This is a genomic window from Sinorhizobium medicae (assembly GCF_007827695.1).
GTDB classification, from domain to species: domain Bacteria; phylum Pseudomonadota; class Alphaproteobacteria; order Rhizobiales; family Rhizobiaceae; genus Sinorhizobium; species Sinorhizobium medicae.
In genome coordinates this window covers 1-12,415 of the sequence record NZ_VITA01000003.1, presented here as the reverse complement: position 1 = coordinate 12,415, position 12,415 = coordinate 1, and the positions used below count along the sequence as shown (strand labels likewise).

Annotated in this window: 14 protein-coding genes and 1 pseudogene; 12 read left to right on the top strand and 3 right to left on the bottom strand. The window is 63.2% G+C overall.

The features are described 5' to 3' along the window. Positions 1–87: 87 nt before the first annotated feature. The gene (locus tag FB009_RS05590) at positions 88–774 is read right to left on the bottom strand and encodes an NnrU family protein (protein WP_127580545.1); all 687 of its coding nucleotides are present in this window, start codon (positions 772–774) and stop codon (positions 88–90) included. Between the two features lie 426 nt (positions 775–1,200). Next, positions 1,201–1,356 carry a hypothetical protein gene (locus FB009_RS05580; RefSeq protein WP_011970971.1) on the bottom strand — a complete coding sequence of 52 codons (156 nt, stop codon included), beginning with the start codon at positions 1,354–1,356 and terminating at the stop codon, positions 1,201–1,203. A 118-nt stretch (positions 1,357–1,474) separates the two neighbouring features. Here FB009_RS05580 and FB009_RS05575 point away from each other — a divergent pair, with 118 nt between their 5' ends. From FB009_RS05575 to FB009_RS05550, 6 genes are all read left to right on the top strand, one after another. Next, positions 1,475–2,026, top strand: coding sequence for a cytochrome c oxidase subunit 3 (locus FB009_RS05575; protein ID WP_011970970.1), 552 nt, complete (start codon positions 1,475–1,477; stop codon positions 2,024–2,026). 5 nt (positions 2,027–2,031) lie between these two features. Then, positions 2,032–2,322, top strand: coding sequence for a cytochrome C oxidase subunit IV family protein (locus FB009_RS05570; protein ID WP_011970969.1), 291 nt, complete (start codon positions 2,032–2,034; stop codon positions 2,320–2,322). 163 nt (positions 2,323–2,485) lie between these two features. Further along, entirely contained in the window at positions 2,486–2,938 is a 453-nt protein-coding gene (locus tag FB009_RS05565; RefSeq protein WP_011970968.1) for a c-type cytochrome, read from the top strand. Positions 2,939–2,962: 24 nt separating this feature from the next. Beyond that, positions 2,963–4,309, top strand: a complete 1,347-nt coding sequence (locus FB009_RS05560) for a nitric-oxide reductase large subunit (protein WP_011970967.1) — start codon at positions 2,963–2,965, stop codon at positions 4,307–4,309. Between the two features lie 63 nt (positions 4,310–4,372). After that, complete coding sequence (locus FB009_RS05555) at positions 4,373–5,191, top strand: CbbQ/NirQ/NorQ/GpvN family protein (RefSeq protein WP_011970966.1); 819 nt, start codon at positions 4,373–4,375, stop codon at positions 5,189–5,191. Between the two features lie 4 nt (positions 5,192–5,195). Further along, positions 5,196–7,091: a nitric oxide reductase activation protein NorD gene (locus tag FB009_RS05550; RefSeq protein ID WP_011970965.1), complete on the top strand. Its 1,896-nt coding sequence runs from the start codon at positions 5,196–5,198 to the stop codon at positions 7,089–7,091. Positions 7,092–7,170: 79 nt separating this feature from the next. Here the strand turns inward: FB009_RS05550 and hemN are convergent, their stop codons facing one another. Further along, a complete protein-coding gene (gene hemN, locus FB009_RS05545; RefSeq protein ID WP_011970964.1) occupies positions 7,171–8,523 on the bottom strand; it encodes an oxygen-independent coproporphyrinogen III oxidase in 1,353 nt (450 codons plus the stop codon). Between the two features lie 378 nt (positions 8,524–8,901). Between hemN and FB009_RS05540 the strand changes: the two genes are divergently transcribed. From FB009_RS05540 to FB009_RS05515, 6 genes and pseudogenes are all read left to right on the top strand, one after another. Further along, on the top strand, positions 8,902–9,048 hold the full coding sequence (locus FB009_RS05540; protein ID WP_011970963.1) for a PIN domain-containing protein: 147 nt from the start codon (positions 8,902–8,904) through the stop codon (positions 9,046–9,048). Positions 9,049–9,327: 279 nt separating this feature from the next. Further along, positions 9,328–9,609 carry a DUF2249 domain-containing protein gene (locus tag FB009_RS05535; RefSeq protein ID WP_024312329.1) on the top strand — a complete coding sequence of 94 codons (282 nt, stop codon included), beginning with the start codon at positions 9,328–9,330 and terminating at the stop codon, positions 9,607–9,609. A gap of 42 nt (positions 9,610–9,651) precedes the next feature. Beyond that, the gene (locus FB009_RS05530) at positions 9,652–11,010 is read left to right on the top strand and encodes a hypothetical protein (protein ID WP_011970961.1); all 1,359 of its coding nucleotides are present in this window, start codon (positions 9,652–9,654) and stop codon (positions 11,008–11,010) included. 3 nt (positions 11,011–11,013) lie between these two features. After that, positions 11,014–11,544, top strand: a complete 531-nt coding sequence (locus tag FB009_RS05525; RefSeq protein ID WP_011970960.1) for a DUF2249 domain-containing protein — start codon at positions 11,014–11,016, stop codon at positions 11,542–11,544. A 4-nt stretch (positions 11,545–11,548) separates the two neighbouring features. Beyond that, entirely contained in the window at positions 11,549–11,842 is a 294-nt protein-coding gene (locus FB009_RS05520) for a metal-sulfur cluster assembly factor (protein WP_011970959.1), read from the top strand. 376 nt (positions 11,843–12,218) lie between these two features. Then, positions 12,219–12,415, top strand: a pseudogene (locus FB009_RS05515) (IS630 family transposase); the annotation flags it as partial.

The window sequence follows — 12,415 nt, the reverse complement described above, 5'->3', positions numbered from 1 at the left end:
CGACGAGCACTCTCGTTAGCAGTTCGGCGTTGGTGCAATCCTATCATTGAGCCGTAGACTACTTCGATGCGCGTGATTCATGCCCAACTATTGTGCCGTCGCCAAGAGAAGGGGGTCGGCATGAAACAGTGCGGCATGGCCTCCGGCAAGCAGCCATAAGGTCAAGACTGCGGTTGCCACGGTGGCGATGGCGATCGGCGCATCGCCCGACACGGGGGTGCGGCCGGTGAAGAGGGCGGCGAACGGCAGAATGGAGGTCTTCGCAGACTGGCGGTGCCATTGATCTCCAAGTCGGCGCCGGCCGCGCTTCTCGATCATAGGTATGGTCCCAAGAGCAAAAAGGGCAAAGCCGCCGAAGAGGATCAGCGAGCGCACGTCTCCGTTGGCGACGAGATGGCCGAGCGCCCAGATGGCGAAACCCCAGAGAACCGGGTGGCGAGTAACCGAGACGATTGAGCCCGGTCTCTGCCCTTGGCGAATCGAGACCGATAGCGGATTGACACTGAAGAGACCGGCGAGCACGAGAAACACGCCGACTGGAGCGGCAATCACGGTCACCCAGGCCTGCCAGGCCGCAGGCTGCCAAAGCGGGACGTAGTCGACATCAACGGCGGCGTAGAGCACCCAAGCGAGCGCGAGGATGGAAGCGAGCGAATAGAGCGAGAAATAGCCCCCCCTCCCAAGCAGGAACAACAGACGCTCGCGGATGACGGGGATCGCCGGAATCGAGTGAAGGATGAGAAAGACAAACAGCGACAGTAGGAACTCAGCCATAATCGTCTTCCTCAGTGCCTTGTACTCGACCGCTTTATGGCGGCGATTATTGCCTGTTCCGCTGCAACATGGTGGCGGAGCCCCTCGAGGAAAGCGCCCAGCATCAAGGCCACTGTCTCCCAAGAAACTGCGCATCGCTCGGATGCCGCCGACCGGAGCGTGTCTGCGAGGTGGCTGACGTCGAAGGCGAATGCTCGATCTGCACGGGTCGTACGTACACTCAGCGAAGGCAGCGGCTCATCCAACGGTCGTCCAAGACTCAATGTCCGGATCTTTGCCGCGGTCGCTAGGCAGAGGTTCCGATCCATGGAGCCCCCAAGGGAATCCATGATGGACTCGACCGCATCGCAAAGCGCGAGCAACTCGCCGTACCTTGCCTCAAGACGATGGAGCGGAGATGAAACAGCCACTTTGTTTCTCCTGCACTCAGCGTTCAATGAACAGCACCGCGGCGCAGGCGAGAGACGCCAGCACGGCGGCGGCCGTTCCAGTCCGTTGCAGCACACCCATGCGATAGAGCACGAGCGCGAAGATGATGATGATCGGGGTGGCGACCGAGAGGCCGATCTGTGCGTCAGACATGGTGATCTCCGTTTTCGTCGGAGCATAGCGGGTCGGCTGGACCGGTCTTTGATCGAGAGCAAAGAGCCGGCCGCGCCTTTCTCCTATTCCGCTTCGGCAACCGATGCGGAGATGCGGCATGGAAATCGCGATGACGGCCGGCGCGGACGACGAAGAGGAAGCCGATACCTTCATCCTTTGGGTCCTGATCTGGGGCGAGCTCGCCGCTTTCGGGATCCTTATCGCCGCCTTCCTGGTCGCCTCCGTGATTGCGGCCGACGATTTCGCCGTCGCGCGGCTGCACCTCAAACCGGCAATAGCCGCTTCCAACACGCTCGTCCTGCTGACGAGCGGCTGGCAGGCGGCGGTTGCGGCAGGTAAGGGTGCGTCCGTCGCCAGGCGGCGCCGGGCACTTGTGCTGGCCGCGCTTCTCGGCTTCGCTTTCGTTGCCATAAAGATCTACGAGTACGGCACGGAGATCCGCTTTGCCGGCGAGGCGGCGTTTCACTCCTTCTTCGAACTCTATTTCCTCCTCACCGGCTTTCATCTCGTCCACGTCGGCTTCGTCGCCATCGTACTGCTCGTCGTCGCCTGGAGGCCGCGTCCGGCCAATGTCGGCCTCGTCACCACCCTGTGGCATGTGATCGATCTCGTCTGGATCGTCATGTTCCCGATCCTCTATCTGGTTTGAGCGCAATGACCGAGCGCGCCCCCCGACAGTTGCAGAAGACCTGGATGGTCCTTGTCCTGATGGTTCTCGCCGGCATGCTGCTCTCCCTTAAGGTCCAGGACCCCGGGACTCCCCTGATGTTCGCGCTCGCTCTGCTGACGCTCGCAGTGTTGAAGGCCCGTCTCGTCGTGCTGGACTTTCTGGGCTTGCGTTCGGGACCGCGGGTCTTGCGGGTCGGCCTTATCGCCTGGACGCTCTTCCTTGCGTTTGCGGCTGCGGCAAAAGCGCTCATCGCGGCCGTTTCGCCCGTCGGTTGAAAGGCCCCTCGTCACTTGTTTGCCGAAACGCAAAGAACGTTGGCGCGCAGACCTTAGAAGAGATCGCGTTTACCGGTGGGCGGGGGTATTCCGCGGCCGACCGGCGGGAATTGCTCAGGCCGGTCCGCGCAATGCGGGCTGCGGGAATCGAAAGGACCACGGGATGGCAGAACGCCTTACCAAGACAGGGGCACGCAACGTCTTCTACGGCGGCTCCATCTTCTTCTTCGCGATCTTTGTCGGCCTCACGGCCCACAGCCACTATTACATGAGAACCGTATCCACAGACGAGTCGACGCTGACGGACTCCGTGGCGCGCGGCAAGCACGTCTGGGAGAAGAACTCCTGCATCAACTGCCACACCCTGCTCGGCGAGGGCGCCTATTTTGCTCCGGAGCTCGGCAATGTCTGGAAGCGGTGGGGCGGCGAGTCCGACCCGGAAAGCGCGCGCGAGACGCTCAAATCCTGGATGGCCGCGCAGCCGTCCGGCGCCGACGGGCGGCGGCAGATGCCGCAATTCAATCTGACCGAGCAGGAACTGAACGACCTTGCCGATTTCCTCGAATGGACGAGCCGCATCAAGACGCAGAAATGGCCTCCGAACGAGGCGGGTTGAGACGGCGGGCCAAGGAGAAAAGACATGAAATATCAAACCCAGAAGGTCGCGATGCTGTACTTCTACGGTGCGCTCGGCCTGTTTCTTGCCCAAGTCCTGTTCGGCGTGCTCGCCGGCACGATCTACGTATTGCCCAACACCCTCTCGGAACTGCTGCCGTTCAACATCGTCCGCATGGTGCACACCAATGCCCTGATCGTCTGGCTGCTGATGGGCTTCATGGGCGCCACCTATTACCTCTTGCCGGAAGAGGCCGAGACGGAACTCTACAGTCCGAAGATCGCGGTCGCACAGTTCTGGATCTTCCTTGTGGCCGCGGCCGTGGCGGTCATCGGGTATCTCCTCCACATCCACGAAGGCCGCGAATTTCTCGAGCAGCCCTTCGCGATCAAGGTCGGCATCGTCGTCGTCGCGCTAATGTTTCTCTTCAACATAACACTGACCGTACTGAAGGGTCGCAAGACCACGGTTACGAACATCCTGATTTTCGGCCTCTGGGGCGTGGCGATCTTCTTCCTCTTCGCCTTCTACAACCCGGTCAATCTCGCGCTCGACAAGATGTACTGGTGGTATGTCGTGCATCTCTGGGTCGAAGGCGTCTGGGAGCTGATCATGGCCTCGGTTCTGGCCTTTCTGATGATCAAGCTCAACGGCATCGACCGCGAGGTCGTCGAAAAGTGGCTCTACGTTATCGTCGGCCTGGCGCTCTTCTCCGGCATCCTCGGGACCGGCCACCATTATTACTGGATCGGAGCACCGGGCTACTGGCAGTGGATCGGCTCGCTCTTCTCCACGCTCGAGGTCGCCCCGTTCTTCACCATGGTGGTCTTCACCTTCGTCATGACCTGGAAAGCCGGGCGCAAGCATCCGAACAAGGCGGCGCTCCTCTGGTCGATCGGCTGCTCGGTGATGGCCTTCTTCGGCGCCGGCGTCTGGGGCTTCCTGCACACGCTTTCGTCGGTCAACTACTACACCCATGGCACCCAGGTCACCGCTGCGCACGGACATCTCGCCTTCTTCGGCGCCTATGTGATGCTCAACCTCGCCGTGATGGCCTATGCCATTCCGGAGATCAAAGGACGGGCGCCCTATAACCAGTGGCTGTCGATCGCCAGCTTCTGGGCCATGTGCAGCGCCATGTCCGTCATGACCTTCGCGCTCACCTTCGCCGGTGTCGTTCAGGTCCACCTGCAGCGAGTCCTCGGCGAGAGCTTCATGGCCGTGCAGGAGCAACTGGCTCTCTTCTACTGGGTCCGCCTCGGATCGGGCGTCGTCGTACTCATCTCGGCGCTGATGTTCTTCTGGGCAGTCCTTGTTCCGGGCAGGAGCGCTAGCCCGGCCCGCAACCAAGCCGTTCAACCGGCCGAATGAAGGGAAGCGGCCGGCCCCACGTGACCGGCCGCACCGCTTGAAGTTCGAACTCGGAGATTATTCATGAACATCGCCCTCAAGGCTCCAGCCATTCCGGACTCGGCCATCCCGGCCTATTCCCCTTCAGGCCGGGAATGCGAGCTCTTCGAAAGCGCCTGGACGCGCCAGCTTCCGCTTCTGCTTAAGGGCCCGACCGGCTGCGGAAAGACACGCTTCGTAGCCCACATGGCGGCGAAGCTCGGCCTGCCGCTTTCGACCGTGTCGTGCCATGACGATCTCGCCGCCGCGGACCTGACCGGCCGCTATCTCCTCAAAGGAGGCGACACCGTCTGGGTCGACGGTCCCCTGACCAGGGCCGTGCGCGAGGGCGGCATCTGCTACCTCGACGAGATCGTCGAGGCCCGCAAGGATGTCGCGGTGGTGCTGCATCCGCTCACCGACGACCGGCGCATTCTGCCGCTCGAGCGCACCGGCGAGCTCCTGGAGGCGCCGCCCGGCTTCATGCTGGTGGTCTCCTACAACCCCGGCTACCAGAACCTGCTCAAGACCCTCAAGCCGAGCACGCGGCAGCGCTTCGTCGCCATCGAGTTCGACTTCCTGCCGAGGGCGAGCGAGATTGCCGTCGTTTCCGAGGAGAGCGGGCTTGACGAGAGCCGGGTCGCACCGCTTGTCGATCTCGCGCATCGGCTGCGGAGTCTCAAGGGGCATGATCTCGAAGAGGGTGTCTCGACGCGCCTGCTCGTCTATTGCGCCAGCCTTCTCGACAACGGAGTGTCGGTGCGCGACGCCGTCCTGGCGACGATGATCGAACCGCTCACGGACGAGCCGGACGTCAAGGCCGCGCTGATCGAGATCGCAGACGCGGTCGTCCGCCAAGGATAAGAAAATGCTGGACTTCCTCGAGCTCGAAGAAACGGTCGGCCGCGCCTGGCATCGCTTGATCGGCAACACGCGCACTTGGCCGCGCTTTCCGGACGAGGCGGTCCGGCTCGGGGAGGTCCAGGCCGTGTTTGCCGTGTACTTCCGCGGTCTTGGCGGCGAGCGGGCGGTGCAGATCGCGCCCGCCCGCGGTCGAACCTCCGCGCACCGGCTGCGCTTGCGCCAGCGCATGGGCCTTGGCGAGGAGAAGCTCGTCCAGCCGGCGCGCGACCATGCGACGCTGATGCTGCCGGCAGAGGTCGATCTCTTTCCCTCTCGGCGTCTCAACCGCGACCTGTATTTCTGGCTGGCGGCGATGATGGCCGTCATGCCACTCAAGCACGTCGGCGCCGCCGACCCGCTATCGCGCGACTTGGCACTCCTTTCACGTGCCGGTGATACGGTAAGGTCGGTGCTCGCCAGCTATCCAGCAATGCGCCAACGCTATCGTCGCCTCTGCAGGGCGGTGCTCAACGTCCGGCAGCGGCGCTCGCTTCCTTCCGTCGAGCAGCACGTCGAAAACCGGACACTCTCCATGCTAAGAGCCGGTGCCGGTCTCAACGACGAAATGCCGCCGGTCATCTTTCCAAGGTGTGCGCCAACCGGCTATCTGCCGATGCTTCCGGTACCGCTATGGCCAGACGTGCTCCTGCGTGAAGAGACGGAGCGGCGAAACGGCGAGGACGAGCCCGCTCGCGGTGGCGATAGAGCGGAAGGGTCGGAGACGACACGCCATGTGGCGACACGCGAGGCACAGCGGCAGTCCGAGCGGAGCCCGTTCATCCTCAACCGCTTCGAGAAGATCCTCGCCATGGCCGAAATGGTCAATGTCGACCGTCCGGCGGACGACAGCGATGACCACGACGCCAGCGCCGCCGACGAACTCGACGACATGACGCTCGGCGAACGCAAGGGACGCCCGGCCGCGCGCTTTCGCTTCGACCTCGACCTGCCCCCGGAAGCGCTGGACCGCACGCCGCTCATGGCGGAACTCACCTATCCCGAATGGGACTATCGCGGCGGCGGCTACCTCAAGGACCATTGCCGGGTGCTTGCCGCGCCCGCCTCGGCAGAAGGCCTGCCGGTAGAAGCGGATCCGACGACGAAGAGCCTGATCCGGCGTGTGCGCCGTCAGTTCGAGGTACTGCGGCCGCGTCACGAGATGCTGAGGGCACAGATCGATGGCGCCGACCTCGATCTCGACGCGGTTGTGCGGGCGCGCACAGACCTCAGGGCCGGCGGGCAGGGCAGCGACCGCATCCACATGATGAGCCGGCCGCAGGCGCACGACCTTGCGGTGACGATCCTCATGGACGTGTCGCTCTCCACCGACGCCTGGTTCGACGATCTTCGCGTCCTCGATGTCGAGAAGCAAGCGCTTCAGGTCCTGGCGCATGGGCTTTCCGCCTGTGGCGATGCCCACGAAATCCTCACCTTCACGTCCCGGCGGCGAGATTGGGTGCGGATCGAGACCGTGAAGGCTTTCGACGAGGCGATGAGCGCGACGATCGAGGCGCGCATCGCGGCGCTGAAACCCGGCTACTACACCCGCATGGGCGCGGCCATCCGCCACGCCGCAGCAAGGCTTGTCGAACGGCCGAACCGCCGCAAGCTCCTCATTGTCCTAACCGACGGCAAGCCCAACGACGTCGACCACTACGAGGGTCGTTTCGCGCTCGAGGACAGCCGCCGCGCCGTCGGTGAAACGCGCCGCTCGGGCATCAGCGTCTTCGGGGTGACGGTGGATCGCGAGGCGAAATCCTATGTGCCGGTCATATTCGGCCAGAACGGCTACGCCGTCGTCAGCAATATCGGCAGGCTGCCTGCCGCCCTGCCGGCGATCTATCGCGGCCTTGTAAGCTAGGCGGGGGCAGGCCGCGATACCGGAAGGCCCGGCATGCGCGTACATGCCGGGCCCTTCTGTTCTCAGCTTAAGGCGGCCTTCACGCCGCCTTGCTATGCGTCCGTCCCGATTGCTCGATATAGGCGTCGAAGGCTGCAGCGGCGGCGCGGATGAGGAAGCGTCCCCCCTCGCGCAGCCGTATGACGCCGTCGGCGATATCAAGGATGCCGTCGCTTTCCAGCATTGCGAGCCTGGCGTTGCCGCGGAGCAGCATCTCCGGGTCAAAGCCGTGCGCAGAGGCAAGGGCGGGAACATCGACGCCGAAGTCGCACATCAGCCGCTCGATGATGCTTGCCCGAAGCCTATCCTCCGGTGTCATGCGGTAGCCTTTCACCGTTGCAAGCCGACGCGAGGCTATGCGCTGAGCGTACAGGCCCGGCGGTACCTCGTTCTGCACATAGCCGTCCTTCATTCGTCCGATCGCCGAGGCGCCGAAGCCGATGAGCGTTTCGCAGGCATCCGTCGTGTAGCCCTGGAAATTGCGGTGCAGTTGACCTCTTGCCTGCGCGACCGCCAGGCCGTCGTCCGGGAGGGCGAAATGGTCGAGGCCGATGCGGCGGTAGCCGGCGGCGACGAGTGTCGCCGCTATGGCTTCGGCCTGGGCGACGCGGCCTTCCGCACCAGCAAGCGCATGCTCGTCGATCAGCTTCTGGTGCTTCTTGAACGACGGGATGTGGGCGTACCCGAAGACGGCGAAGCGCTCGGGTCCCATCCGAATCGCTGCCTCGGCGGTCGCGATGCAGGATTCGACTGTCTGGTGCGGCAGGCCGTAGATGAGATCGAAATTGATGCTGCCGACGCCGGACTGACGCAGGCGCGAAACAGCCTCCATCGTCTGCTTCTCGCTCTGGATCCGGTTGATGGCCTTCTGCACGACCGGGTCGAAGCTCTGCACCCCGAGGCTCGCCCTGCGGACACCGGCTTCGCCGAGGGCCGTCGCCATTTCCGGCTCGAGGGTTCGCGGGTCGATCTCCACGGCGATTTCGGTGGTGCTCGCGAACTCGAACCGCTCGCGCAGCAGTGCTACCAGCGCCCGGAACTCCGCCGGCTGCATGACAGTCGGAGTCCCCCCGCCGAAATGCACGTGGTCGATGCTAATCGGCGCTCGCGTCTTTGCCGAGACTAGACGGACCTCCTCGCGAAGCATGTCGAGATAATCGAGGATCGGCTGGTCGCGCTGGGTGATCGTCGTGTGACAGCCGCAGTACCAACACATCGAACGACAAAAGGGGATGTGCAGGTAGAGCGACGCCTTCTGCTCCGGTGCGATGGCGGCGAGCCAGTCGCCATAGGTCCCGGCGCTGACGGCGGTCGAGAAACGTGGCGCCGTCGGATAGCTTGTGTAGCGGGGCAGACGTGCCTCGCCATATTTTGCGACAAGAGCCGGTTGCATGGAGAGTCCTTCTCGTGAGGGTGGAACCTTGATTTACTGCCATTCTAGGGGCGAACCAGGGCTTCCTTCTTTGAGCGATGTCAAAGGAAGTCGACTGCATAGTAGGAACGATCAGCGCGGCAGCCTGTCGTGATCACCCAGGCGACAGCTGTGTCTCCGGCAGTCCCCCCGCGCACTGCCGAAGCAAGGCGATGATCCATCCAGCACCCGACCGCTTTTCGCGTGGTCGGGGAACTGGTCCGCTCGACGGGTGAGATGAAGCGATAAGTCGAAAGGGTTGCGCAACGGATCCACTTCCAGCGTAAATCGGAAGATTTTCACCGCGCAAGCCGAGTGGCTTCGGCCTTGGAGCCTGGTCCGTGAGGGGGAGAAGCGGCCATGTTCGATCAGCGGGAGAAGATCGCGCTCCTCATCGACGGAGCCAACCTTCATGCGGCCTCGAAGGCGCTCGGCTTCGAAATCGATTTCTGCAAGCTGCTCTCTGCTTTTCGGAGGCGCGCCTCTCTGCCGCGGTGCAATCACTAAGCGGCGCTGCTCTCTGCTTTGCCGCACGTTCGACTAGCGTCTGTTTGGAGACGGCCCACGAGATGAATCCCCGCGCCGGCGAATCCCTGAATGGTGCCGCATTTGCGGGTCGAGCCTAATCCCAGGACCGGAACACGGTCCGAGAACGTTTCTGAAATTGTTTGCTCCCCGTCAAAGTGTGTCTGCCCTCGCAGGGATAGGGTCGACAAGTTCCGATCCGGTTCCAGCCGCCGCCGCATCGGAATGCACGAGGGGCGGTCGACGGAGAACTCCACGACAATGACGGAAACACAGCAGAAACCATCCATCGACGTCCGCACCGTCCCGCCGCGTGAGCGTCACCCGCGAATTTTCGGATTGCTCGGAACGCTCCCTGCCGGCGGCTCAATGCTGATCACCAGCGACCACGATCCGCGGCCTCTCCACTACCAGTTGCAAACGAATTTCCCAGGCGAGTTCGGCTGGGATTATCTGGAAGAGGGGCCGGAAATCTGGCGCGTTGAGATCGCCCGCCTCGGAAACGGTTCCGCCTGCGAATGCTGCTGCGGTTCGGATCATTGATCCCGACCCGGCGGTGATCCGATAGCAAGCATGGTGATTTAGATGCCAGGAGCCACGCTTTCCCCATGGACGATGTCCTATTTCGCCGCTGCCTGCCTCTTTCTGATCGCCGGGGAGAGCGCGATGGTAGGCGGCTACGGTTATCCGTTCGCCGCCGTCGAAGCCCCGGCCACCTTGGCGCTGGTGCATGTCGTCGCCATCGGCTGGCTGGGCCTGCTGATGACGGGGGCGCTGCTGCAGTTCGTGCCGGTGCTGGTTGCCGCGCCGCTCCGCGCGGGCCGGCTCGCGCTCCCGGCTCTGGCGCTGCTCATTCCCGGACTTCTTCTGCTCGTCGGCGGCTTTACCGCACTTGGCGGTGCTCAAGGAGTATCGACAGCCATGTTGCCGTCCGGCGCGCTGCTACTGGCGATGGGCTTTGGGCTCGCTATCATCATGCTCGCGGCGACGCTCCTTACGGTGCGTCCGCTGCCGCTTCCCGCGCGTTTCGTCGCCGTGGGGCTCGGCGCGCTGATCGCCGCGGTCCTTGTCGGCGGCGCCTTCACGCTCGTCCTTTCCGGCACGGTCACGAATTACGCGGCGATCGCGCTTCTCCTCAAGGGAGTGCCGCTGCACGCGGCGCTTGGCCTCGCAGGCTGGCTGACCTTTAGCGCGATCGGCGTCAGCTACCGGCTGCTGCCGATGTTCATGCTTGCGCCGGATGACACGCGGCCAACCAACAGAGCCGTCTTGTGGACGGGCGCCGCGGCCCTGGCGATCGTCGTTGCCGGCATCGTCTCGATTGCAGTGGATAGCGACGGCATGGAAGAGGCGGGGAGCGTCGCGGCGTTGCTGGCCGTCTTCGCCGCCCTTCTCTATTCCGCCGACGTCTTGCGCCTGTTTCGCGAGCGCCGTCGCAAAATCGTGGAGCTCAACATACGTGCGAGCTATGCGGCCTTTGCTGCTCTTTTCGCCTCCGTAGTCATGTTTGCCCTGCCAGCCACACGGGCCGCGGCAGGCGAAGGCGCCGCGGCTCTCGTCTACCTCTTCGTCTTTGGCTGGTTGACCGGCCTCGGCCTCGCGCAGCTCTACAAGATTGTTCCGTTTTTGACCTGGCTCGAATGCTATGGCCCCGTTCTCGGGCGGACCGCAGTGCCAAGTATTCAGGATTTGGTCGAGGATAAGCGCGCAAGCCTTTGGTTTTTTGTCTACTACCTGGCCGTGATTGCGGCTACGTTTTCGCTCTTTGCCGAATGTCCGGGGGCGTTCCGCGTCGCCACCCTGGCGCAACTCTGCGCGACCGTCGGCCTGATGGTGGAACTCGTCCGCGCCCGTACGCTTTCCTCCGTCGCAGCGCCCCTGCGCCTTCCCGCGGGCGCGTCGAGGCCGCATCTCTTTCTCCCGATCTCTCGACCACAGGAGTAATCCATGACTGTCGAAACCCATCACCCAGCACCAAGAGAATTCGACGTCCGACCTATATTGAGGAGCGGCGGCGAGCCGTTCCAGGCGATCATGGAGGCGGTGAACGGGTTGAGACCGGGCCAAGCGTTGCGGTTGCTTGCTCCCTTTCGTCCACAGCCGCTGTTCAAAGTCATGGAGGGCCGCGGCTTCAGCCACGAGACACAGGAGATGCAAGGCGGCGACTGGGAAGTCCTTTTCACGCCGAAGGCGGCGGGCGCCCCCGTCGAGGTCTCTGCAGATGCCGACAATCCGGACTCCTGGCCCGATCCCATCGAAAACCTCGACCTGACCGAGCTCGACCCCCCGGAGCCCATGGTCCGCATCCTCGCGGCTGCAGAGCGGCTGCAGCCGGGCGAGGTGCTGTTTGCGCTTCTCTCCCGCGAACCCATCTTCCTCTTCCCGGAGCTTTCAAAGCGGGGGCACCAGTGGGCGGGCAATTTCGACGAAACACGAACCACCTTCCGCATCTTCGTCCGTGTCGGTGATAAGGGCTGAAGCCATGAGCGAACCGGAGAACGCGACTACCTGCGAAACAATCCGCGATGCACTGCGCATGATCATTGACCCTGAGCTTGGCCGCAACATAGTCGATCTCGGTCTGATCTACGATGTATCCGTCGAGGATGGCAGGATCGCCCATGTGACGATGACCACGACCACGAAGGGCTGTCCGGCCAGCGTTTATCTGAAGGAGGCAGTGCGCAACTGCGTCTGGTATGTGCCGGGTGTTGAGTATGCAGAAGTCCGGCTGACCTACGAGCCGGCCTGGACGCCGGATATGATGGCCGGCTGATAAAGTTGGCTCCGCTTGCCCCAAGGCCTGGATCGTAGCCATATCCGAACGCGCCCAATCCGCATGGGTTGGCTGGATCGTACGCGAGCTCTCGTCCATGTCGTTGACATTGGCAAGCAGGCCGCCCGCGCCGAGTATAAGGCAGCGAAGGTCCTTCTGCTCTCGTGCCGCCTTCGCGACCGCATGCGCACATGCCGTCCGTACCGCGGTCGAATAGTACGGCGCGGCCCTCGCAATCGTGCGCCGGAAAAATCATGCGCGTCACGGAAAGCGCTGAACCTTTGAGCCTTCAAGTCAGAATTCTAGACGGCCTCTAGTCACCTGGAACTAAAATTCACTACATTGTATGCTTGGCCTCTTCATTGGAGGTTGAGGCATGGCAAATGCGACTGGCCGACCAACGCCCCCATTGGTTTTGAGCGAGGCGGAGCGGGAATATCTGGAGCGACAGGTGCGCAAGCATCGTGTTGCACGCTCCCTGTCGGAGCGGTGCCGGATCATTCTTCGCTGTGGCGAGGGAGTTCCGAGCAAGGTCGTTGCGGACGAGCTCGGCGTGCATGAACATACGGTTGG